20 protein-coding genes and 1 tRNA gene are annotated in these 22,188 nt (G+C 60.6%); 9 read left to right on the top strand and 12 right to left on the bottom strand.

Annotation, left to right across the window (positions count from 1 at the left end; translation table 11 throughout):
* A complete protein-coding gene (gene queG / locus HHL21_RS08460; RefSeq protein WP_169464818.1) occupies window positions 1–1,086 on the bottom strand; it encodes a tRNA epoxyqueuosine(34) reductase QueG in 1,086 nt (361 codons plus the stop codon).
* A gap of 63 nt (window positions 1,087–1,149) precedes the next feature.
* On the opposite strand from queG, the gene tsaE reads away from it, so the two are divergent.
* The 3 genes from tsaE to HHL21_RS08445 are packed head-to-tail and all read left to right on the top strand — an operon-like array spanning window position 1,150 to window position 3,783.
* Complete coding sequence (tsaE, locus tag HHL21_RS08455; protein ID WP_169464817.1) at window positions 1,150–1,635, top strand: tRNA (adenosine(37)-N6)-threonylcarbamoyltransferase complex ATPase subunit type 1 TsaE; 486 nt, start codon at window positions 1,150–1,152, stop codon at window positions 1,633–1,635.
* Complete coding sequence (locus tag HHL21_RS08450) at window positions 1,599–2,975, top strand: N-acetylmuramoyl-L-alanine amidase (protein ID WP_169464816.1); 1,377 nt, start codon at window positions 1,599–1,601, stop codon at window positions 2,973–2,975. Before tsaE ends, HHL21_RS08450 begins: the two co-directional genes overlap by 37 nt.
* Before the next feature lie 13 nt (window positions 2,976–2,988).
* A complete protein-coding gene (locus HHL21_RS08445; RefSeq protein WP_169464815.1) occupies window positions 2,989–3,783 on the top strand; it encodes a D-hexose-6-phosphate mutarotase in 795 nt (264 codons plus the stop codon).
* A gap of 45 nt (window positions 3,784–3,828) precedes the next feature.
* Here HHL21_RS08445 and HHL21_RS08440 read toward each other — a convergent pair whose 3' ends face one another.
* Together HHL21_RS08440 and HHL21_RS08435 are read right to left on the bottom strand one after the other, a co-directional pair.
* Entirely contained in the window at window positions 3,829–4,893 is a 1,065-nt protein-coding gene (locus tag HHL21_RS08440) for a carbonic anhydrase (RefSeq protein WP_169464814.1), read from the bottom strand.
* A 112-nt stretch (window positions 4,894–5,005) separates the two neighbouring features.
* The gene (locus HHL21_RS08435) at window positions 5,006–5,650 is read right to left on the bottom strand and encodes a VTT domain-containing protein (RefSeq protein WP_169464813.1); all 645 of its coding nucleotides are present in this window, start codon (window positions 5,648–5,650) and stop codon (window positions 5,006–5,008) included.
* Between the two features lie 189 nt (window positions 5,651–5,839).
* On the opposite strand from HHL21_RS08435, the gene HHL21_RS08430 reads away from it, so the two are divergent.
* From HHL21_RS08430 to HHL21_RS08405, 6 genes are all read left to right on the top strand, one after another.
* Window positions 5,840–6,769 carry a peptidylprolyl isomerase gene (locus HHL21_RS08430; RefSeq protein WP_169464812.1) on the top strand — a complete coding sequence of 310 codons (930 nt, stop codon included), beginning with the start codon at window positions 5,840–5,842 and terminating at the stop codon, window positions 6,767–6,769.
* A gap of 144 nt (window positions 6,770–6,913) precedes the next feature.
* Window positions 6,914–8,782, top strand: coding sequence for a DNA mismatch repair endonuclease MutL (mutL, locus tag HHL21_RS08425; protein WP_169464811.1), 1,869 nt, complete (start codon window positions 6,914–6,916; stop codon window positions 8,780–8,782).
* Window positions 8,779–9,999, top strand: a complete 1,221-nt coding sequence (locus tag HHL21_RS08420) for a multidrug effflux MFS transporter (RefSeq protein ID WP_169464810.1) — start codon at window positions 8,779–8,781, stop codon at window positions 9,997–9,999. Before mutL ends, HHL21_RS08420 begins: the two co-directional genes overlap by 4 nt.
* Window positions 9,996–10,943, top strand: coding sequence for a tRNA (adenosine(37)-N6)-dimethylallyltransferase MiaA (miaA, locus tag HHL21_RS08415; RefSeq protein ID WP_169464809.1), 948 nt, complete (start codon window positions 9,996–9,998; stop codon window positions 10,941–10,943). The genes HHL21_RS08420 and miaA overlap by 4 nt, the downstream gene beginning before the upstream one ends.
* 181 nt (window positions 10,944–11,124) lie before the next feature.
* Complete coding sequence (locus tag HHL21_RS21390) at window positions 11,125–11,898, top strand: PEP-CTERM sorting domain-containing protein (RefSeq protein ID WP_206085686.1); 774 nt, start codon at window positions 11,125–11,127, stop codon at window positions 11,896–11,898.
* A 135-nt stretch (window positions 11,899–12,033) separates the two neighbouring features.
* A tRNA-Met gene (locus HHL21_RS08405) sits at window positions 12,034–12,110 on the top strand.
* Window positions 12,111–12,268: 158 nt separating this feature from the next.
* Here HHL21_RS08405 and ftsZ read toward each other — a convergent pair.
* The 9 genes from ftsZ to HHL21_RS08355 form a co-directional block, all read right to left on the bottom strand.
* Window positions 12,269–13,477, bottom strand: coding sequence for a cell division protein FtsZ (gene ftsZ / locus HHL21_RS08400; protein WP_169464808.1), 1,209 nt, complete (start codon window positions 13,475–13,477; stop codon window positions 12,269–12,271).
* 796 nt (window positions 13,478–14,273) lie between these two features.
* Window positions 14,274–14,531, bottom strand: coding sequence for a DUF3223 domain-containing protein (locus tag HHL21_RS22125; RefSeq protein WP_370659693.1), 258 nt, complete (start codon window positions 14,529–14,531; stop codon window positions 14,274–14,276).
* A gap of 106 nt (window positions 14,532–14,637) precedes the next feature.
* On the bottom strand, window positions 14,638–16,914 hold the full coding sequence (locus tag HHL21_RS08385; RefSeq protein ID WP_206085683.1) for a DEAD/DEAH box helicase: 2,277 nt from the start codon (window positions 16,912–16,914) through the stop codon (window positions 14,638–14,640).
* A gap of 241 nt (window positions 16,915–17,155) precedes the next feature.
* Entirely contained in the window at window positions 17,156–18,061 is a 906-nt protein-coding gene (locus HHL21_RS08380) for a HamA C-terminal domain-containing protein (RefSeq protein ID WP_169464805.1), read from the bottom strand.
* 470 nt (window positions 18,062–18,531) lie between these two features.
* Window positions 18,532–19,272, bottom strand: a complete 741-nt coding sequence (locus HHL21_RS08375; protein ID WP_169464804.1) for an ABC transporter ATP-binding protein — start codon at window positions 19,270–19,272, stop codon at window positions 18,532–18,534.
* Window positions 19,262–20,020, bottom strand: coding sequence for an ABC transporter permease (locus tag HHL21_RS08370; protein ID WP_169464803.1), 759 nt, complete (start codon window positions 20,018–20,020; stop codon window positions 19,262–19,264). Before HHL21_RS08370 ends, HHL21_RS08375 begins: the two co-directional genes overlap by 11 nt.
* Window positions 20,021–20,027: 7 nt before the next feature.
* Window positions 20,028–20,477, bottom strand: a complete 450-nt coding sequence (locus tag HHL21_RS08365; RefSeq protein WP_229496225.1) for a hypothetical protein — start codon at window positions 20,475–20,477, stop codon at window positions 20,028–20,030.
* 6 nt (window positions 20,478–20,483) lie between these two features.
* Entirely contained in the window at window positions 20,484–21,068 is a 585-nt protein-coding gene (locus HHL21_RS08360; RefSeq protein WP_169464802.1) for an SCO family protein, read from the bottom strand.
* A 9-nt stretch (window positions 21,069–21,077) separates the two neighbouring features.
* Window positions 21,078–22,121, bottom strand: coding sequence for an ABC transporter substrate-binding protein (locus tag HHL21_RS08355; protein WP_169464801.1), 1,044 nt, complete (start codon window positions 22,119–22,121; stop codon window positions 21,078–21,080).
* Window positions 22,122–22,188 lie beyond the last annotated feature (67 nt).

Below are 22,188 nucleotides of genomic sequence, written 5' to 3'. Positions count from 1 at the left end.
TCAGGCGTGGCGCGCCAGCGCCCACGCCACATGTTCGCGCACCATTTCCGACGGATGATCCGCGCGTGCCCGCAAGGCGGCCACGATGGCGGCGTCGCCGCGCGCGGCGGCGGCGGCGTTGCCCAGCCCGACCGCGAGGTTGCGCAGCCAGCGCTCATGGCCGATGCGCCGGATCGGGCTGCCTTCGAGGCGGCGCTTGAATTCCTCTTCGGTCCAGGCGAACAGCTCGACCATGCTGGCACTGCCGAGGCCGTTGCGCTCATCGAAGTCCGGCACGGAGGCGCGTTGGGCGAACTTGTTCCACGGGCACACCGTCTGGCAGTCGTCGCAGCCGTAGACGCGGTTGCCGATCAGCGGCCTGAGCTCTTCCGGAATGCTGCTCTTGAGTTCGATGGTCAGGTAGGAAATGCAGCGCCGCGCATCGAGCCGGCCGGGCGCGAGGATGGCGCCGGTCGGGCACACGTCGATGCAGGCCTGGCACTGGCCGCAATGGGCGCTGGCGGGCGCATCGACCGGCAGCGGCAGGTCGACCAGTATCTCGCCGAGGAAGTACATCGACCCGGCCTCGCGGTTCAGCATCAGGGTGTGCTTGCCGCGCCAGCCGAGGCCGGCCTTTTCGGCCAGCGGCAGTTCCATCACCGGCGCCGAGTCGGCAAACACGCGGTAGCCGTAGTCGCCGATCGCCGCGGTGACCCGGTCGGCCAGCTGCTGCAGGCGGCTGCGGATTACCTTGTGATAGTCGCGTCCCCGTGCATACATCGAGATGACGGCAGTGTGCGGGTCGCGCAGGCGCGCGGTTTCGGCTTCGCGCCAGTTATCAGGGGTCGCTTGCGGCAGGTAATCCATGCGCGCGCAGATCGCCCGCACCGTGCCGGGCACCAGCTCAGCCGGCCGTGCGCGCTTCATGCCATGGCTTGCCATATAATCCATCTCGCCATGGCGGCCCTCGTCGAGCCAGGCCTGCAAGCCCGCTTCCGCGTGCGACAGGTCGACGTCGGCGATACGTACATCGGCAAATCCAAGTTCCGCGCCCCACTCTTTGATGGCGCGCGCAAGTTGCTGCAGGTCGGGTTCTGAGTGTTGCATGCTCGGCAGGATTAAAATAGCGCCTGCCGGAATCAGGCAGGACTTAACCTCACATTCTATTCGATGCAGCATTTGACGACCCATCTCCCCGACGAATCAGCCACTGCCGCGCTGGGCGCCGCGCTCGCGCGCGCCATCGAGCCCGGCCTGGTGATCCACCTGCATGGCGACCTCGGCGCCGGCAAGACCGCACTGACGCGCGCCCTGCTGCATGCGGCCGGCCACGTCGGCCCGGTGCGCAGCCCGACCTACACGCTGTCGGAACCGTACCGCATCATGCTGGGCGACGCCACCGTCAACGTGATCCATTTCGACCTGTACCGCATGTCGAGTCCGGAAGAATTCCTCGACGCCGGATTTCGCGAAGAGTTCAATGGTCAAAACATCTGTATCGTCGAGTGGCCGGAGAAGGCCGAGCCGGTGTTGCCGCCGCCCGACCTGAATGTATCACTTAGTGTTTCTGGGCAAGGTCGTGATGTAGAATTGCAAGCGTTGTCCCCCTTGGGCCTGCTATGCCTCGACCGCCTCGAACTCCCCCGCTCCCCGTGACCGCCAAACCGATCAACCGACGTACGATCCTCAAGGCCGGCGGCACCCTGCTGCTGTCGGTGCTGTCGCCGCTTCCCGCCGCGGCCGCGCAGATCCTGGCGGTGCGGGTATGGCCCGCCGCCGACTACACCCGCGTCACGCTGGAAAACGACAGCAACCTGAAGGCGACCCACTTCATCGTCCCCGATCCGGAGCGCCTGGTGGTCGACATCGAGGGGCTGGACCTGAACCCGACCCTGAAAAGCCTGGTCGCGAAAATCGAATCGGAAGACCCATACATACGGCAGGTGCGCGTTGGCCAGAACCGGCCCAACGTGGTGCGGCTGGTGTTCGACCTCAAGGAACAGGTCAAGCCGCAGGTATTCACGCTGGAGCCGGTAGGCGCCTACAAGCACCGCCTGATCTTCGACCTGTACCCGGTGGCGCCGGTCGACCCGATCGCGCAGATGATCGAAAAAGGCGAATGGATGCGCGACGACCTCGCGCCCGCCGGCAGGCCTGAACTGGCGGGCCCCGCGCCCGATCCACTGGCGAAACAGAAATCCGAAATGCCCGCGATGGCGGTGGTGACGCCGGAAGTCGTCGCGCCCGTCAAACCGGTACAGCCCAAAGTGGAGAAGCCGCAGGTGGTGCGCATGGTCACCGTCGCACTCGACCCGGGACATGGCGGCGAAGACCCGGGCGCCATCGGCGCGGCCGGCACGCGCGAGAAAGACATCGTGCTGGCGATCGCCAAGCGGCTCAAATTCAAAATCGAAGAACAGCCGAACATGCGCGTGATGCTGACGCGCGACGGCGACTACTTCGTCCCGCTCGGCACCCGCGTGGAAAAGGCGCGCAAGGTGCAGGCCGACCTGTTCGTCTCGATCCACGCGGACGCGTTCATGAAGCCGAGCGCGCGCGGCTCGTCGGTGTTCGTGCTGTCTGAAAAAGGCGCGACGTCGAGCGCCGCGCGCTGGCTGGCCAACAAGGAAAACCTGGCCGACTCGATCGGCGGCATCAACATGAAGACCCACGACCGCCAGCTGGCGAGCGTGCTGCTGGACCTGTCGACGACGGCGCAGATCAATGACAGCATGAAGCTTGCCAAGGCGGTGCTGAGCGAAATCGGCGGCTTCGCGCGCCTCCATAAGGCCTCGGTCGAACAGGCCGGTTTTGCGGTGCTGAAGGCGCCGGACATTCCATCGATCCTGATCGAAACCGCATTCATCTCGAATCCTGAAGAAGAAGCCAAGCTGCGCGACAACGGCTACCAGGACCAGATCGCGTCGGCGATCATGAAGGGCATCAAGAACTACTTCGCGAAAAATCCGCCGATGGCAAAGAGCCGGATCACCTAAAGGGAGCGCACGCATGACGGCAATTTCGATGATCGAATATGGCGCACTGCCGGCAGTGCGGATCGAAGGCCCCGGCGGCGCGGCGGCGATCGTCACGCTGTACGGCGCGCACCTTGTGTCATGGATAACGGCGGATGGGCAGGAGCGCATCTTCTGCAGCGCGAAGTCGTCGCTGGACGGCAGCCGCCCGATCCGCGGCGGCGTGCCGGTGATCTTCCCCCAGTTTGCGGCGCGCGGCAACGGCATGCGGCACGGCTTTGCGCGCGTCAGCACGTGGCGGCTTGGCGACAGCGGCGACGGCTTTGCGGAATTCAGGCTTGCTGAAGCGGACCTCGCGCCGGCCCACGCCGCGGAGTGGCCGTACGCGTTCGCGCTGACCTTGCGGGTGGAAGTGTTAGCGGATGAACTGCGGTTCTCGCTCGAGGTCCGTAACAGCGGCGCCGAAGCATTCCCCTTCGCGAGCGCGCTGCACACCTACTTTATGGTCGACCGGCTGGCGAATGTCGGCATCGATGGCGTGCAGGACGGCGAAATGCTGGTCTCCGACAAATACGACCATATCCACTTTGGCATTGCCAACGCGGTCGTGCTGAGGTCGGGGATGGGTGCGCTGCGGCTGGAGCAGCAGGGATTTCGGGATGCCGTGGTATGGAACCCGGGCGCTGCCGACTCGGCGGCGCTGGCGGATATGGAAGGCGACGAATACCAGCACTTCGTGTGCATCGAGCCTGCGTTGATCGAGCCTGTGGGCCTGGAAGCCAGCGGTGCCTGGACCGGCCGCCATCAAATCAAAGTAATCGCCGGCTAACGTCATTCCCGCGCAGGCCTCGGCGGCCCCGCGTGAACGACGTGCTTAGTTCGATTCCTTGATCACCCGCCCCGAATTCGCCTGCACCGGACGTGCATTGAACGGGTACAGGCGGCTGAAGACGGCCATCTGCTGCGGCGACGCCTGCATCGGCTGCTTCATCACCAGCCACAGCACGCCTTCGGTGCACGGCGGCGTGGTCATCGATCCCATATACGTGTAGTAGTCGCCCCGCTCCGGCAGCACCTCGGCCACATCGAGCACCACCGACGGCTGCACGGTGTCGTGCTTTTCCAGCGGAAGGTTATTCCACACGGTCTGGATCATGCTGTGCGCCGCGCCGCGTTCGAGCAGCACCGCCAGCACCGCCAGCTTGCCCTCGACATCGCGGTGCACCAGGTGCACCACCATCTCGAAGCTCTTGCCGTTGATGCGCTCTTCCGACGGACGGTGGAAGTGGAACTGCACCAGTTCGTACGAGCGGTTCTGCACGGTCAGGTAATTACCGCCGGCGACGTTCACCTGGATCGTGTGGCCGTTGTCGATCACGCTGAACGAGGAAGGCTTGTAATCGAAGGCGAGCTTTTCCAGCTCGACCTTCATGCCGTCGCGGATGTCGATCGGCGACTGGCGGCCGCCGGTGCCGCACTGGCTCCATTTGGAATTGATCTTGCTCCAGTTGGCCGGGCCGAACTCGCCGTCGTACGCCCAATGGGTGCTGTTGGCAGGAGGCGGCGGTTTGACGGCCACGACGTCCTTCTTCTTTTTCGTTTCGGTGACCTTGCGCGCCTTGGCGGCTGCGGCGGCGCGCTGCTGCTGGTTGGCGCGCATCTCGGCGATGCGGGCGGCAATGCGGGCCTGCAGGTCGAGCTCGGCCTGCTCTTCGATGACGCGCTGCTCGGCGGCGCTCAGCGGACGCGCGGCGGGCTTGGCAGGCGCCGGGGCGACGGCCTTCGAAGCCGCCGGCGCGGGCGCAGGTGCAGCCGCCGCCGGCTTGGTCGCCGCAGGCGTTGCTGCGGCCGACGCTCCGGCAGGACTGGCTGGGGGATCCTTCGCGCCGGCTGTCGCAATGACGAAGCAGCAGGCGGAGAGGATGATCAGGTTACGCATGAGAATCCAGAAAGTAGGCTTACATTCTGGTTTATCGGCGCATACCGCAGGAAACTTGAGTCCGAGGGGCAACAACCACGCGATTAAAATCGCGCGGTGTCGTTTCGATACCTCAACGGCTCATCATTTTGCGGCCGAACTTGTACAGGCCGCCGAGGGCGAGCGGGACAATGGCAGCACCGACGCCGACCAGCACGATGGCGGTCAGGTTGTCGCGGATGACAGGGATGTTACCGAACAGATAACCGGCGGTGACCAGGCTGACCACCCACAGCGTGGCGCCGGTGAAGTTGTAGAACTGGAAGCGCGTGTGCGTCATGTCCGACACTCCGGCGACGAAAGGCGCGAAGGTACGCACCACCGGCACGAAGCGCGCCAGGATGATCGTCTTGCCGCCGTGCTTTTCGAAGAAGTCGTGCGTCTTGTGCAGCGCATCCTTGTTGATCCACCGGTAATCGTGGGTGAACACGCGCTGGCCCACCTTCTCGCCTATCCAGTAGTTCAGCGTGTTGCCCGTGACGGCGGCGGTGATCAGCAACGCCATCAGCAGCCAGTAGTTCATCTCGCCGGTGGCGCAGAACGCGCCGGCAATGAACAACAGGGTATCGCCAGGAAAGAAGAACAGGACAACCAGCCCGGTTTCGCAAAAGACGATGGCGAACAGGACGGCGTAAACATAAATTCCGTACTCGGCGAGCAGCATGCCGAGGGTTTTATCGACATGGAGGATCATGTCGAGAAACTGCATCAGGTCCATAAATTTCCTAAAAGGTAGCGCCGCATCATACCATCACTCGGCTTCCCGTAATCCGGCCAAATGCCAACAACTGCGGGAGAATCTTGAGCTGGCTCAGAAGTTTCCTAGTCGTCCATATTCCAGATTACAATCGGCACGCGCTGGCCTCAAGGGGCGGCGAAAAAAATAACATCCGACAGGAGACAAGGGATGCACGTGATTGACCCGAACAACAAGGCACGGCTGCTGGCCGGCGCCGCGGCCGTGGCCTTTTTGACACTGCCGGCGGCCCACGCCGCCAAGCCGCTGGCCGAAAAGCCGACCGTTGGCGACCTGGTCAAGGCATCGAAGCCATCGGACTGGCGCCAGCTCGAACCGGACAACACGGTCTACATGGACCTGCCGGGCGGCCGCGTCGTGATCGAACTGGCGCCCGATTTCGCGCCCAACCACGTCGCCAACATCAAGGCGCTGGCGCGCGACAATTACTTCGACGGCCTGGCCGTGATCCGCTCGCAGGACAACTGGGTGGCGCAGTGGGGCGACCCGGACGAGAAGAACCCGCGTCCGTTCAAGACCGCCAAGGCGACCCTGAAGGCCGAATTCACGGCGCCGATGAAGAACGTCAAACACTTCACGCGCCTGCCGGACGTCGACGGCTATGCGCCGCAGGTCGGTCACTCGAACGGCTTCCCTTCGGCGCGCGATCCGAAGACCGGGCAGGCCTGGCTGGCGCACTGCTACGGCATGGTCGGGGTCGGGCGCGACACCGATGCCGACAGCGGCGGCGGCTCGTCGCTATACGCCGTCACCGGGCACGCGCCGCGCCACCTCGACCGGAATATCACGGTGGTCGGCCGCGTGGTGTCGGGCATGCCGCTGCTGGCCTCGCTCCCGCGCGGCGCCGGCGCGATGGGGTTTTACGACAAGCCGGAACTGAACGTGCCGATCGGCGCGTTCAAGGTCGCCGCCGACGTGCCGGAGGCGGAGCGCAGCAAGTTTGAAGTGATGCGTACTGAAACCGCTACTTATAAGGCAGTGGTAGAAGCCCAGCGCAACCGCGGCGGCCCGTGGACCAAGGTCGCAGCCGGCCACGTCGAGCTGTGCAACGTGCCGATCCCGGTGCGCGAGGTGAAGTAAATCGCGTGGGGGTCCGCGTGGGGGTCAGGTCTGGCATTCGGACACGGGCTGGGCTGTAGCGCGTGCGCTACAGCCCAGCCCGTGTCCGAATGCCAGACCTGACCCCCACGCGCAGACCCCCACGCGCAAGCTATAATCTTCCCGATGAACGCCCCGATTCCCGCACACCGCCCCATCCAGGCCCTCCCCGACCAGTTGATCTCCCAAATCGCCGCCGGCGAGGTGGTTGAGCGACCGTCCGCGGTGGTCAAGGAGCTGCTCGAGAACGCACTCGACGCCGGCTCGACCCAGATCACCGTGCGCCTGGAGGAAGGCGGCGTCAAACGCATCGCCATCACCGACAACGGCCGCGGCATACCGCCCGAGCAGCTGCCGCTCGCGCTGGCGCGCCACGCCACGTCCAAGATCTCGTCGCTGCACGACCTCGAAAACGTCAACACGCTGGGCTTCCGCGGCGAGGCGCTGGCGTCGATCGCCGCCGTCGCCGCCGTCAGCGTCACGTCGCGCACGGCCGACGCCGCGCATGCGTGGGAGATCGTCGGCTCGCACCTCGGCGCCGTCGCCCCATCGTCCGGCGCGCTCGGCACCACCATCGACGTGCAGGACCTGTACTTCAACACGCCCGCACGGCGCAAGTTCCTGAAGTCGGAGCAGACCGAGTACGGCCACTGCGCCGAAGTCGTGCGCCGCATCGCGCTGGCACGGCCCGACGTGTCGTTCACCCTGTCGCACAACGGCCGCACGATCGACCAGTGGAACGTGTGCGAGATGGCCAGGCGCAGCGCCCATATCCTCGGCAACGACTTCGCCGCAGCGCGCTTGCCGATCGACGAATCCGCCGGCCCCTTGCGCATTCACGGCTACGCGGGCCTGCCGACCGCCTCGAAAGCGCGCGCCGACGGCCAGTTCTTCTATGTGAACGGCCGCTACGTGCGCGACAAGCTGCTGGTGCACGCGGTACGCGCGGCCTACCAGGACGTGCTGCACGGCGACCGCTTCCCGTCGTACGTGCTGGCGCTCGACCTCGACCCGGCTCTGGTCGATGTCAACGTCCACCCGTCCAAGATCGAAGTGCGCTTCCGCGACAGCCGCGCGGTGCACCAGTTCGTGTTCCATGCGGTGCAGCGCGCACTGGCGCAAACTTCCGCCACCTCGTTCGGCAGCGTCCCTGCCCCGCTGACTGCCGGCGATATCGGCGGCGGCACGTCGACATGGCGGCGCGAGCACGAACAGACCTCGTTCGGCGCGCAGATGTCGACCTTCTCGCCGTCGCCCTACCCCGCCGGCAGCCGCTGGGATACGCCAGGCGTCGCCCAAACCGCCGACAGCTACGGCGCCCTGTTCGCATCGTCCGCGCCGCAAACCATCACCCAGATGCCGCAACCGGTGGTGTCGGCGCAGGCGATGTCGAACGACGAATACCCGCTCGGCTTCGCACTGGCCCAGCTGCACGGCATCTACATCCTGGCGCAGAACACCAAAGGCCTCGTGCTGATCGATATGCACGCTGCCCACGAACGCATCCTGTACGAACAACTCAAGACCGCGCTCGACGCACAGGTTGACGGCCAGGAGATGCAGGTGCAGGCGCTGCTGATTCCGGTCACCTTCTTCGCCGATGCGGTCGAAGTGGGAACCGCGCAGGAGAACCAGGACACGCTGCGCAAGCTTGGCTTCGACATCGGCGCGCTGTCGCCAACCACGCTGGCCGTGCGCTCGGTGCCTGTGCTGCTGAAGAATGCCGACGCCCAGACGCTGGCGCGCGACGTGCTGCGCGACGTCCGCGAATTTGGCGGCTCGCGCGTGCTGATCGAACGCCGCAATGAACTGCTCGGCACCCTCGCCTGCCACACGGCGGTGCGCGCCAACCGCATCCTTACCGTGCCCGAGATGAACGCGCTGCTGCGCCAGATGGAAAGCACCGAACGCGCCGACCAGTGCAACCACGGCCGTCCGACCTGGGTACAGCTCGAAATCTCCGCGCTCGACAAGCTTTTCCTGCGCGGCCAATGATGTCGGACCATAGCGCGGCACCGCGCCCCCTCGCCGAGTACGGCCACGCCCCGATCCTGCTGCTGATCATCGGCTTCATGATGCTGCAGCCGCTGTCGACGGACCTGTACCTCGCCTCGCTGCCAAACCTGGCCACCGTCTTCGGCGTGCCTGCCTCCACGGTGCAGCTGACGCTGTCGGTATTCGTCATCGGCTTCGGCGGCGCGCAGCTGATCATCGGCCCGCTGTCGGACCGCTACGGGCGCCGTCCGGTGCTGATGTGGGGTCTCGCGCTCTACGTCGCGGCCAGCCTGCTGTGCGCTTCTGCGCAGACCATCCAGGTGCTGGTGGCAGCGCGCTTCATGCAGGCGCTCGGCTGCTGCTCCGCCATCATCATCGCCCGCGCGATCGTGCGCGACGCCTATGCTCCCGCCGACAGCGCAAGGGTCATCGCGCGCGCCAGCAGCTGGCTGTCGCTGGCGCCGCTGACCGGCCCTATCCTCGGCTCCTACCTGCAAGTGGCGTTCGGCTGGCGCGCGGCATTCGTCGCACTGTCGATCCTGTCGGCCATCGTGCTCGGCGCCGTCATCATGCGGCTGCCAGAAACGAACGTGCACAAGAATCCGCGCGCGACCGAACTGCGCGGCCTGATGGCGAACTACCGCCACGTGCTCGGCTCGCGCGCATTCTGGGCGCACGTGCTGCCTGGCGCGCTGTCGTATGGCTCGATCTTCGCCTTCATCTCCGGCTCGTCGCTGGTGCTGATCCGCGTACTGGGCGTGCCGACCCAGTTGTTCGGCTACTGCTTCGCGTTCGGCGTGTCCGGCTACCTGTGCGGCACCATCGTGTGCCGCCGCCTGCTGCCGCGCTTCGGCCCATCGGCCACGCTGCGCATCGGCAGCACGATGTCGCTGGCGGCCGGCGCGCTGTTCCTCGGCGCAGTCGCGCTCGGGTTCGCGCACTGGTCGGTGGTGGTCGTTGCGATGTTCCTGACGATGGGCGCGCACGGACTTAACTTCCCTGTGTCGCAATCGGGCTCCGTGACACCATTCCCGCAGCAGGCCGGCACCGCAGCTGGCCTGATGGGAGCGATCGTCATGCTGGCCGCGTTCGGCGTCGGCACCATCGTCGGTGCGACCTTCGACGGCACCCTGTTCCCGCTGGCCGCAACCGCGTGCGCACTCGGCGTCTGCATCTTCGCGTCGGTGCGGCTGGTCGAGCACAAGGAGGCGCCATGAAGCCGCTGGCAGTCGCCATCATGGGCCCCACCGCATCCGGCAAGACGGCGGCGGCGCTGGCGATCGCGCGTGAGATACCAGCCGAGATCATCTCGGTCGATTCCGCACTGGTCTATCGCGGGATGGATGTCGGCACCGCCAAGCCAACGGCCGACGAACTGGCGAGCGTGCCGCACCACCTGATCGACATCATCGACCCGACCGAGGCCTATTCGGTCGCCCAGTTCCGCGACGATACGATCCGGCTGGTGGCCGACATCAGCGCGCGCGGCAAGCTTCCGCTGCTGGTTGGCGGCACGATGATGTACTTTAAAGGCCTCACCGACGGCCTCGACGACCTTCCGACTGCCGATGCCGAGGTCCGCGCGAGGATCGAGCTGGAAGCGGCCCGCATCGGCTGGCCCGCGATGCACGACAAGCTGCGCGCGCTCGACCCGCCGACCGCGGACCGGCTCGCGCCCAACGACGCCCAGCGCATCAACCGCGCGCTGGAGATCATTGAACTGAGCGGCAGGCCGATGTCCGAGCTGCTGGCCAAACGCGAAAAGACGGAGCTGCCGTTCGACCTGCTGTCGTTTGCGCTGGAGCCGTCCGACCGCGCGGTCCTGCACGCGCGTATCGCCACCCGTTTCGACCAGATGCTGGGCCAGCGCGATGACGAGGGCCTGGTGGCCGAAGTGGCGCACCTGCGCGCGCGCGGCGACCTGGATCCCACGCTGCCCTCGATGCGTTGCGTCGGCTACCGCCAGGCCTGGGATTATCTCGACGGCCGCATCAGCCGCCCAGAACTGCGCGAAACCGGCATTATCGCGACTCGGCAGCTCGCCAAGCGCCAGCTGACCTGGTTGCGTTCGATGCCGGCTCGTGTCGTCATCGATTGCCTCAGCCCGAACGTCGCCACCGACATCCTGCACGCGGTCCTGGCAACCCGTCCGCGGGCCTGATTTCGTTTTCTCCCGGCGGACACGCTCGCGTCCGCCTCCCATCCAGATGTCGAAAAACTTTACAGTGGCGCTGCTCCGCCACGGGTCTATATTGTCAACTGCCTGAATATCAACACTATTTTCTTTTTGGCACGCTTATTGCTTATTGATAAATTTTATTTAATTTAGGAAAATAGTTCCAATGAAATCTCTTTCAATGGCCCTCGCGGCATCCCTGATCGCCACCTGCGGCTTCGCTTCCGCCACTGTCGTTACCGCAGCCGATTCGTTCGGCACGAATGGCACGATCATCAATCAAGCTGGCGGCCAGGGATGGAACGGCGCATGGCAATCCGGTCTCACTGGCGCCAACGCGCCGGTCGTGAACAATGGCAAGCTTGAGTTCCGCAAAGACGCCAACGTCGCGGCGACCCGCAAACTGAATAAAGCAATGTCTTCGGATGTTATTGTCGACTTCACTTTCCAGTACACCGGCACCCTCGGCACCAACGTGTTCCTCGGCTTGTGGTTCGGTTCGTCCATCGGCGGCCCGAACATGGGCTTGAAGTCGAATTGCGACAACGCCAGCGGCGCCTGCACCAACGATATGTTCGCCCGCACGGCCGGCTCCAGCGGCCCGTTCGTCACCGACAGCGACCTCGTCGCCGGCCAGAGCTATCGCATGTACGGCCACCTGTATAAGTCGCAGGAAGGCAGCAGCTATGACCGCTTCGCCGTCTGGCTCAACCCGACCGCCTACGAAATGAACTCGCTCACCACGCCTGACCTGCTGTCCAAAGGCGCGTCCGGCCTGTACTCGTTCGACTCGATCGGTTTCCGTACCGCCAACCTCAAAGGCCAGGTCCTCACCGTCGATAACCTGAGCATCAATGCAATACCGGAACCGGGTTCGCTGGCCCTGCTCGGCCTCGCGATGCTGGGCATGGGCGCCGCACGCCGCCGCAAGAGCAAGTAATAATCTGCTAGAATAACGACCTGGCCAACGGACCGGACGGAACACTCGTCAGGAACGCAGCAGTCAGGTCGCAATGCAGATTTTTGGCATAACCTTGACAGGCCGGACGAAAGTCTGGATAATGCTCGGCTGTCGGGTGATATAGCTCAGTTGGTTAGAGCACAGCATTCATAATGCTGGGGTCGGTGGTTCAAGTCCACCTATCACCACCAAGAACACGCAATCAAGGCCTGTCTCGCAAGAGTCAGGCCTTTTTTGTTTGGCGATTCTTTCGTTAGCTATTAACGATCGCCAGCGCCAGATTCGCCGCTCACGGCACTCAGGCCTGCCAGTTGGCAGGCCGAGCGTTTCCGCGCGTCGGCACAAGCCCTCACGCCCCCTGCCCTCTCGTGTCCGCCGTCAGCACCCGGTGGGCATCCTCGCTGGCGTTCGAGGCAGGCTGGCGCGGTGTCATCCCCGCCCGCAGCGCCTGCTGGGCCGATGCCGCCTGGACGGCCGCCTGGAAAGCGGTCTGGCGCCGGACGGACTGCGCTTGCGTCTCCCGCAGCCCGCCGCCGCGAAGCTGGTTTGGCGAGCCAGCTGGCGCCGAGCGCGACATCGGCGATTGCGCCGAGCCGGTTGAGACGGTGCCGGGCCGGTTCAAGCCGGTGGCGACAACGGTCACACGCATGGCGTCGCCCAGCGTATCGTCGAAGACCGCGCCGAATTTGATGATGGCCTCGTCGCTGGTCTGCGCGCAGATCACGTTCATCACCAGCTTGGTTTCGCGCAGTTTCAGCGTTTCCTCCGATGCCGCGATGTTGACCAGCAGTCCTCGCGCGGCATGCAGGTTTGAGCCATCGAGCAGCGGACAGGAGATTGCCTCTTCGGCCGCCCTGACGGCGCGGTCGTCGCCGGAGTGTTGGGCCGAGCCCATCATCGCCGTGCCGGTCTGGCGCATCACCGTGCGGACGTCCTCGAAGTCGACGTTGATCATACCGGGCACGGCGATGATCTCCGCGATGCCGGAAACCGCCTTGCTCAACACCTCGTCGGCAGCGGCGAACGCTTGCTTTTGCGTGATATCGTCGCCCAGCACTTCCTCGAGGCGGCTATTGAGGACGATGACGAGCGAGTCGACGCTTTTCGCCAGCATCGCGATGCCCTCTTCGGCCACGCGCATGCGCCGCGCGCCTTCGAATTCGAAGGGCTTCGACACTACGCCGACCGTCAGGATGCCCATCTCGCGCGCCACTTCGGCGACCACGGGAGCGGCGCCGGTGCCGGTGCCGCCGCCCATGCCCGCGGTAAGGAACACCATGTGCGCGCCCTTGAGCGCGTCGGCAATGACGCTGCGTTCGCGAATCGCGCTTTCGCGGCCCACAACCGGGTCGCTGCCGGCGCCCAGGCCGCTCTCACCGAGCTGGATTCGCTTGTCGGTACGGGTATTCGACAGCGCCTGCGCGTCCGTATTAGCGCAGATAAATTCGATGTCGGCCAGTCCGGAGGTCGCCATATGGTTGACGGCGTTGCCGCCGGCACCACCGACGCCGATTACTTTGATTACCGTCTCGGGTTGGGTATTTTTCAGGTCGAACAAGGGAGACTCCTTTTGATGGAATTGTGCTCGTCCAGGCGAGCCGTCCCGCAAGTTGCCTCAACGCCTACAAATAGGGCGGAGCGATAGCGAGGGACGCAACGGGTCCGCGGACGCCGCCAAGCTGTCCTGGCTAGTGCCGAGTCCATTAGACTACTTGCTGAGGCGCGCACGCGAAAGGTGATAAACGTTTCATTCGAAAGCATTTGTAATACTGCGTGCAATCGCAGCGCAAGGCTGGCCTCGCCGACGAAGTTTTTACGATGCAACCTGCCAGTTCTTGACGCGAGGCAACAGAGAAAAGGCGATTCGGCCCCTTCCTCAGCAGAAAATCTTGAGCACTGGCGTAAGGCTTGATTCGCCCTTCCCGGCAGTGTCGGAAACGACTTCCCGCGCAAGTTCAGGCGGCCCCGTGTCAATCCATGCTGAGCCAGTCTTTTCGCGTTACAGCCCAAGCTCATCCAGAATGGCATCCTACAGCACCTGCATCTCCCGACTGGACAATTTGCGCGGGTGCGGCTGCGGCACCGCGAAGCTCGCCTGGATGACAGTCGGGCGCGGCGACAGCACGATGATGCGGTCGGCCAAGTACAGCGCTTACTCGACATTGTGGGTAATCAACAACACGGTGTGGCGCTCTAAGAACCTACCGGGATGTCTACAACAGCGCAGCGTTTTTGCAAAAGCGAATGATCATAATTCAAGAGTATGCCGACTATCTAGATAAGGTGGAATTCCACAACTTCAAATAACAGATTCTGCCAGCGTCACAAAAATTTCCACGGGCGCAACACGAGCGCTATTTTTCCGGAAGAGGTCCTAATGCTTTTTTGAGACTGAAGTCACAACTCGACCCATCATTCCGATGTACCCAAAACCCGGTTGATGACCAGCTGAAGTCAGTATTATGTTCTTTTGTGAAATATTTTATTCCGCATCCGATTTTTGACGGCCGATCACGGTCTAAAATCGAATCATATCTGCTCAAAAGCGCACAAAGGTCCTCGTGATCTTTGGAATCCGTTACCTCATCACCAGGCGAGTAGCGACTGAGCATGTCACTGAAGTGTTTAGCGACCTCACCAAAGGTTCTCCAGAAACGGCCATTATTTAACTCTATTGCTCTTGTCATAATTTTATAGTTCTGCATGCACAAACAAAATTCAATCGATACCAAGTATCTCATTGACTTCTAATTGACATACCTTCGGCAGCCCAAGGGAACTAGTTCGCAAACGCCGAATTTTGGCGAGAAGTTCCTCCGGCTCCTTCGCCTCACCCCAGTTGATCACGGACGTGAGCTTAATGGCCGTAAATCTAGAAAGTCCGAGTGCCATCAAACCTAAAGTAACTGAATTTGAAGATCCGAATTCCAAGTAGACGTGATAGGGTGAAACGGAAGAAGCCTTTTGCTTGTCACCTAAATTCTCTAAAGCAAGCTTCAATAGATCTTCATATGCACCAAAATATTTTACCAAGCTATAGCGAATTTCTTTCTCGATTGCCTGGAGTAAATCCCTGATAACTTGTGAAACTGAGACGTCACGATCCCGCGATTGAACAAAGTCCACTCTGAACTTTATAATTTCGCCGATCGGTTTACCCCAGACCCAGTCATGAGCCAGATTACAAATCCACCTATTTTGCAATTCCGTCATATTTATATTAAATGCATCATGAATCATAGAAATCGCTTTTGTCATACGCAACTTTCCACCGGATTCGTGAGGATTTATTAATATCAATTCATCCATTCTAGGCACAGCTTGGATTTTTTCGTATAAAATCTGCAAAAGATCAGGCCGCAAAGATCGATGCGAGTCCAAGATAACACCCGGTATTGTAATGGGCAGAGCTTTTAGACTCTTGATGTTTTCTTCAAGAACCTTAATATTTTCTGGGGTTGAATAAAGCTCAATAATCTTTGCATGAGAATCACTGTTTTCGCGTAACTCATGATACAACCTACTATATGCCGCATCCGCTAAATCTTTATCTATATCTTCCGTCGCCGCATTTGTTATCGCTTGAATGATCGTGCCACCGTCGGTCATAACGCTACTCATAGCGCTTGTAATTTCCTGTAAATTTTCGCCCGCAAAAGATTTAACATCCCACTCCTGCGGTCGAATACACCAAATGTTGCCATGAAATTCTTTCAGCAAGCGACCGGCACGCCCTGCGAGATTTCTAAAGTCTGGGCGCATCATTGGGTCTTGACCAAGATGCGGGTCGTGAATAACAATATGCTTTGCTGGTAGATTTACCCCTTGGAGCAAGGTGCTTGTACAGCAAAGGTATCTTATCTGACCGTTTTTAAAGAATCTCTCGACGCCTGTTCGAACAATGGACGGCATATTTCCGTAATGAAATCCAACACCTTTCAATAACGATTCTATCAAAACATAATCTGGGTGAATTTCTGATCTCAAAAATTTCACAAAATCTAGTATTTCGTCAGATGCTTCAAAATTATTTAAATTCGCAGCAAGACACACGGCGGATTTTTCGGCATCCGAAGCACTACTCGCGAAGATAATTACAGATTCCCCATCTCTACAGATCGACGCCGCAAATTTCGCTTTTTGTTGGGAAACCGAATCGCGAAACCTAAATTCAAGTTCTGCCCTACCCACACGAACATTCGTGTCTTGGACTGAAATCGAAATTTCTACTTGCTTCGGCTTTCCCGATACCGGCGAGACTAATATAATATTCTGAGAAACTGGAGATATTTCTTCGGTAAACGAATTGCCGCTATTTGCCCTTGCAAAAACGTGAAGAAAATATTCAGGATTTTTAATTAGGGGGCTAGCGAAGAACACGTCAGCTTGTGGTGATTGAGCAAGTGCCAAATCGATAGAGTTTTGCAGTAAAATCCCCCGTTTCCCTTTTTGCAACTCATGCGCCTCATCAACAATCAAAAGCGAAATTGGCGTTTTCGCTTTTGATGCAGATAACAGACTCAGCAGTCTCTCCTGTGTAAGCACAAATACAACACCGTTGAATTTCTCGATATTCACAACAGGAAAAGGCGCAGTTCGCACAATTACATCAAGCATGTTCTCGCTACGCAACGTGGCACGAATACGTCCAGTGACCTCAGCAACCAAGGCACGCGTCGGCACCACATATATAATGCATTGTCCGGCCGCAGATCGGAGTCGCCGCGTTAAATCGAGATTCAAGACAAACGATTTCCCTGCTGAGGTCGGCGCAGAGACACTTAGCGACTTATTAGTTTTTAGATCTTCGTAAAGCTTATATTGAAAATCTGTAAGTGTTACGTTTACACTGATACTGTTCTCTATTTCACGGACCAATCGCTCCATGGCTAAAGGAATCGGAATAATCGAATCGCTTGATGCGTGGAATTTTTCACGAAGCAGCTGTCGCCCTGGAAAATTTCCAATTCTCGACAAGATCATATCGGCGCTCATAACTATCGCAGGATCATTTTCCCCATGAAGCTCGATAATCCGACTACATATCTCATACGATAAAGATTGTAGCTTTGGCGCGCTAGATAATGATGCGATAGAAGCAGAACTGATTAGAGTTGAGAGTTCAGACTTTGAAAGTCTGCAAGAATCATACTGATCGGTACGCAAGTAGATAGTTGCGCTTGCCCGTAAAAGCTTCTCATAAGCGGCTGCAAACCCATGTGACAAATTTTCCATTTTAACTTAGAGCCGCGTTGAAAGAATTTCGGAAATCAGTAACTGAGGGGAAGGGCAGAAAGAAGAATTCAAAGCGGAGATGTTTCTTTTCGAATTTCTCAAATTTGCTGTCCAAGCTTGAGACAATCTTCTCAGCGTCCAACATCAAGCACGAGATGAAGTCCTCATGTAGCTTTTCTTTGCTGAGGTCGCCGTATTTTTTCCAGTCGTATCCCACGAGACAAGCATGGTTAAGTCTGGCGTTTGGACCGGGCTCCCCACGTTGGATCAATTCAGAAATTTCTTCTTGAATTTTCTCATTTGCGTATTTAAAATACTTCGTCACCATAATTAATTCGTGCTTGTACATTTCGTTATCATGAAAACTATTTACACTTTTTATGACAGCAGAAATTGCAGAATTTACATCTTTGTATAATTTTGATTCTCCGAAATAGAAGTCTACTATTTTTTCGCTTTCGCTCCATCCAGCATGTATGCCGTCGGACCCTTTCACTTCATCTTTATGATTGGTTTTCAATTCCATCTTTGCGACCATTTGCGGCGCTTTCAAGACTGATTCAATTAAAAAAAACAGTAACGCTTCACCAGCCTCGCCTGTTTCATCTGGATCGTCTTCGGTAACGATTGGCCGCCTAAATAGTTTTCGGGCTTCCTTCGTTAAGCGCGTTGACTGAACGGTGGTGAGGGGAGAGGTTCTACTTTTCGCGGACAAACAATAATCTATTATGTAGTCATAAAGTACTTCCGCAAGTGCCTCAACCATTGGAACGCCATTACCATTGAACTTCAAATGATGATAACGGACCTTGCCGTTCAAGTTTTTGGCGACAAAGTCTTTTTCCACAACGTCTACACACTCACGGTAATGTTTTTCATTGACCGTAAGAAAATCATCCAGATTCATAAGCTGCCTTCAGTTAGTCGTCCGCCAAGTTTTTCTAAAATTTTCTTCATAACGATCGATGCCCATGCGCAATAGTTTTTCACATATTACGTGGGAAATATATAGTTTTGTGAATTTTGTATGCCTAAGGCACTCATATGCTGCGCGCATAGGAGTTCATTGCTCCTAGCGAATTTGCTGCCCGACGGGGGCTAGTCAGAGATTCCGAGCATTGACTTGTGCTGCACACTCGAGAGCGTTGGCGAGGTCCTGAGCAGCGGTAATGCGAAATTGCGCATACGGCTTTCCTGGATCGTCCTAATCGCTATTTCGATCACGATTTGCTGCGCTTTGAAAGCGCATGGTCGAGTCATCGCGAAAGGACGATCTTGTCGGGCGAGCGCACTGCCGGCCGTTAGACCTGTTCGCCGTGCATAACAACACGCAATAAAGGCCGCCTCGGGCCTTTATTGTTTCTAGGCCGGAAACCGTTACAGTCCCAGCTCAGCCAGGATCGCATCCTTGAGCACCTGCAACTCCGGGCTGGACAATTTGCGCGGGTGCGGCTGCGGCACCGCGAAGCTGGCCTGGATAACGGTCGGGCGCGGCGACAGCACGATGATGCGGTCGGCCAGGTACAGCGCTTCCTCGACATCGTGGGTAATCAGCAGCACGGTGTGGCGCTCTTCCTGCAGGATGCGCAGCAGCTCGGTGCGCATGCGCAGGTTCATCAGCGCGTCGAGCGCCGAGAACGGCTCATCCATGTACAGGATCTCGGGCTTGACCACCAGCGCGCGGGCGATCTCGACGCGCTTGAGCATGCCGCCGGACAGTTCGCGCGGATAGCTGTTCTCAAACCCTTTCAACCCCACCATCGCGGCGTAGTGATCGGCCAGCGCCGCCTTGTCGCCGTGGCCGTCGCCGTTCAGGCCGAACATCAGGTTTTCCTGCACGGTCAGCCACGGGAACACCGATCCATGCTGCGAGATGACGATGCCTTTCGCGTTCGGCCGCAGCAGCGGCACGCCGTCGATCAGCACCTCACCCTGGTCGGCCCGCTCGAAGCCCGACACAATCTTCATCAAGGTCGACTTGCCGCAGCCGGACGGCCCGACGATGGCGACGAACTCGCCGTCCGCCACGCTTAACGAGACGCCGCCGACCACCGGCAGCGACTGCTTGCCGGATACGAAACTTTTCTTGACGCCGTTGACGGCGATCTTATCGGCCATAACGCCACCTTACCGAGTTGAGTCCTTCGAGCAGCCGCATGGCGCCGTCCAGCAGAAGGCCGATCAGGCCGATGATGATCATGCCGGCGATCACCAGGTCGTAGCGGTTGCCGGCATTGCGCGAGTCGATGATCAGGTAACCGAGGCCGGAGCGCGGCGCGATCATTTCGGCGGCCACCACCACCAGCCAGGCGACGCCGAGCGTGATGCGCATGCCCGTCACCACCTCCGGCAGCACCGCCGGCATGACGACACGGCGAAACAGCATGGCGCGCGAGACGCCGAAGTTCTCGGCCGCATCGAGGTAGCGCCGCTCGATCGTGTGCACGCCGGCGGCGGTCTGCACGATCAGCGGAAATACCGAGGCGATGAAGATCAGGAAAATCGGCGACACGTTGCCGACGCCGAACCACAGGATCGACAGCGGGATCCACGCGATCGGCGAGATCGGCCGCAGGATCTGGAAAATCGGGTTGAATGTGCGGAACACGCCGTCGATACGCCCCATCCACAGACCCATCGGCACGGCCACCATCACCGCCACCAGGAAGCCGCAGCCAACCCGGAACAGCGAGTTGCCGATGTGCGTCCACAGCGTGCCGTCGTCAACCAGTTCCATGGTGCCGGCGAGCACTTGCAGCGGCGTCGGGAAAATCACGCTTTCGCTTTGCACCACGATGATCCACCACGCGGCGAGCACGGTGGCGATCAGCGCGACCGGGGGTAATATCTGTTTCAGTTTTTCCACTAGCGGCCTATCCGGGTGACTGCTCTATTAAAAAATGGCGCAGCGTGGCAAGCCGCCACTTCAGCCGATCCCAGCCGCGATCGGGCAAGGCCAACACCGACACCGTCATCTGCCCGCTGGAATGCGCGGTGCAGGCGAACTGGTTCTCGGACACCTGGTCGAACGGCAGCCGGAAATCCTGGCCGGGCATGATCAGCACCGGGCCGAACTGCTGCGGCACCGTGTCGCTGTTGCGCAGCAATAGTACGTCCTGCACACCCAGCGTCAGCTTCACCACCGACGGCAGGATCTCGACCTTGTCGCCGGCCATGCGGCGCTCCCAGGTACCCTTCGGAATCTCGAACAGCCGGTCGCGCGTGGCGGCATGCGGCGGCGCCAGCGCGGCCCACGCCAGCGCCAGCGCCAGGCACGCGGCCAATGACCATGCGGCTGGATGGCGCCGCAAGCTGCGCATCATCGCCATCTAGTTACGCAACAGCAGTTGGACGTCATGCGCGATCTCGGCGGCCGGGCGGCCGAACGGCATCATCGCGCGCAGCATGCCGCGCGTGTCGACGAAATACAGGTAGGACGAGTGGGACATCATATAGTCGGTTTTGCTCCCTCCCATCATCCGTTTGGCAGCCACGATACCGTAGGCCTTGAGTACCGCATCGACCTGGCCGGCGCTGCCAGTGACGCCGACGAATCCAGGGTCGAACTGGGCCAGGTAATCATGCAGGCGGGCGACGCTGTCGCGCTCCGTATCGACCGTGATGAACACCACCTGCAAGTTGGCCGCGTCGGCGCCAAGCAGCTTGCGCGCCTGCGCCAGCGCGTACAGCGAGACCGGGCAGACCTCGGTGCAGTGGGTGTAGCCAAACTCCAGCACGACCACCTTGCCGCGGTATTTGGCAAGGTCGAACGCGCTGCCGTCGCTGCCCTGCAGGCCGATCACCGGTGCCACGCGGGGCGGTTCGAACAGGCCGGACTTGAGGCCGGCAATCGGCGCGGCGCCGGCGGCGGCGCACAGCAGGCAGGCAGCGAGGACAAGGATGGATTTGAACATGGTCAGGACTCAGAGCGGAATGGCGACAGGTTTCAGGTTTTTCACGAAGCTCTCGTCGACGTAGCGCTCAAAGGCGATCGGGCGCTTCAGCGTACGCGCTTCGAGCGACAGCTTCATCAGGTCGTCGAACTCGGCGCGCAGCATGCGCAGGTCGCCGTAGGTGACGCGGTCTTCCGGATTGTCCATCACGAAACGCAAAATCTTCGGATTCTGGTTGAAGAAACTGCGCCCGGCGGCGATCTGCACCGCCTTCTCGCGGTTGGCGGCGCCGGCGTCGAGCCATCTGCCGGCCGCCTGCACGTGGTTCACCAGGTCCTGCACCAGCGGCCGGTGGTCGCGGATCAGGTCCTCGCGCACGGTCAGCACGCAGCAGATGTAGTTGCGCCACTGGTCGCGCGTCATCGCCAGCGGCCGCGCGTAGCCGGCGCGCTGGGCCGCGGCGCCGAACGGCTCGCCGGTGCAGTACGCGTCGATGGTGCGGGTGTACAGCGCCGCCGGCATGTCGGGCGGCGGCATTTCGATGATCTCGACGTCCTTCGCCGTCATCCCCGCGCTCGCCAGCATTTTGCGCAGGAACAGGTAGTCGACCGCGAAGCGGCTCGGGATCGCGATCAGCTTGCCGCGCAGGTCGCTGAATTTGCGGTAGGCCGAATTTGTATGCACCATGATCACCGCGCCGGAGCGATGGCCGAGCGAGACGACCTTGAGCGGAATACGGTGGTCGACCAGGTCCATGACCAGCGGCGCCAGCATGTACGCGGCCTGGATCCGGCCGGTCATCAGCGATTCCTTGATCTCCGCCCAGCCGCTGTATTTTGAATACTCGAAGCCGACCGGCTGGCCGCCGCCCTGCCTGAGCGAAGCGGCCTTCGCCATACAGGTGACCGGCAAGGTCAGGTTGCAGGTCACCGGCAGGCCGCCGACCACCAGTGGCGCCGGCGCGCGCCCATGCGCCAGCGACGGCAAGGCCAGCGGCAGCGCGGCAGCCAGCGCGGCGCGCATGGCCTGGCGCCGGCGCGGCAGGTGGTCGGTGTCGGATTGTTCGGAAATCATGGATGCGATGTTGGCCTGCCGGAGATTCAATGGCAGGAGTATATCAGCGGACTCGACGGCGTAGTCC

The organism is Massilia polaris (genome assembly GCF_012927275.1).
Lineage (GTDB): Bacteria > Pseudomonadota > Gammaproteobacteria > Burkholderiales > Burkholderiaceae_D > Telluria_A > Telluria_A polaris.
This window is presented reverse-complemented; position numbering and strand designations above follow the sequence as displayed.

Bases quoted from the DNA above. Each gene is read 5' to 3' on its own strand.
- HHL21_RS08360 (WP_169464802.1), bottom strand. From the start codon at position 21,068: ATGTTCAAATCCATCCTTGTCCTCGCTGCCTGCCTGCTGTGCGCCGCC.
- HHL21_RS22125 (WP_370659693.1), bottom strand. From the start codon at position 14,531: ATGCTCAGTCGCTACTCGCCTGGTGATGAGGTAACGGATTCCAAAGAT.
- HHL21_RS08445 (WP_169464815.1), top strand. From the start codon at position 2,989: ATGACGGCAATTTCGATGATCGAATATGGCGCACTGCCGGCAGTGCGG.
- HHL21_RS08435 (WP_169464813.1), bottom strand. From the start codon at position 5,650: ATGGACCTGATGCAGTTTCTCGACATGATCCTCCATGTCGATAAAACC.
- HHL21_RS08385 (WP_206085683.1), bottom strand. From the start codon at position 16,914: ATGAGCGCCGATATGATCTTGTCGAGAATTGGAAATTTTCCAGGGCGA.
- HHL21_RS08375 (WP_169464804.1), bottom strand. From the start codon at position 19,272: ATGGCCGATAAGATCGCCGTCAACGGCGTCAAGAAAAGTTTCGTATCC.
- HHL21_RS08365 (WP_229496225.1), bottom strand. From the start codon at position 20,477: ATGATGCGCAGCTTGCGGCGCCATCCAGCCGCATGGTCATTGGCCGCG.
- HHL21_RS08440 (WP_169464814.1), bottom strand. From the start codon at position 4,893: ATGCGTAACCTGATCATCCTCTCCGCCTGCTGCTTCGTCATTGCGACA.
- HHL21_RS21390 (WP_206085686.1), top strand. From the start codon at position 11,125: ATGAAATCTCTTTCAATGGCCCTCGCGGCATCCCTGATCGCCACCTGC.
- queG (WP_169464818.1), bottom strand. From the start codon at position 1,086: ATGCAACACTCAGAACCCGACCTGCAGCAACTTGCGCGCGCCATCAAA.
- HHL21_RS08420 (WP_169464810.1), top strand. From the start codon at position 8,779: ATGATGTCGGACCATAGCGCGGCACCGCGCCCCCTCGCCGAGTACGGC.
- HHL21_RS08355 (WP_169464801.1), bottom strand. From the start codon at position 22,121: ATGATTTCCGAACAATCCGACACCGACCACCTGCCGCGCCGGCGCCAG.
- miaA (WP_169464809.1), top strand. From the start codon at position 9,996: ATGAAGCCGCTGGCAGTCGCCATCATGGGCCCCACCGCATCCGGCAAG.
- HHL21_RS08380 (WP_169464805.1), bottom strand. From the start codon at position 18,061: ATGAATCTGGATGATTTTCTTACGGTCAATGAAAAACATTACCGTGAG.
- HHL21_RS08450 (WP_169464816.1), top strand. From the start codon at position 1,599: ATGCCTCGACCGCCTCGAACTCCCCCGCTCCCCGTGACCGCCAAACCG.
- HHL21_RS08430 (WP_169464812.1), top strand. From the start codon at position 5,840: ATGCACGTGATTGACCCGAACAACAAGGCACGGCTGCTGGCCGGCGCC.
- mutL (WP_169464811.1), top strand. From the start codon at position 6,914: ATGAACGCCCCGATTCCCGCACACCGCCCCATCCAGGCCCTCCCCGAC.
- tsaE (WP_169464817.1), top strand. From the start codon at position 1,150: ATGCAGCATTTGACGACCCATCTCCCCGACGAATCAGCCACTGCCGCG.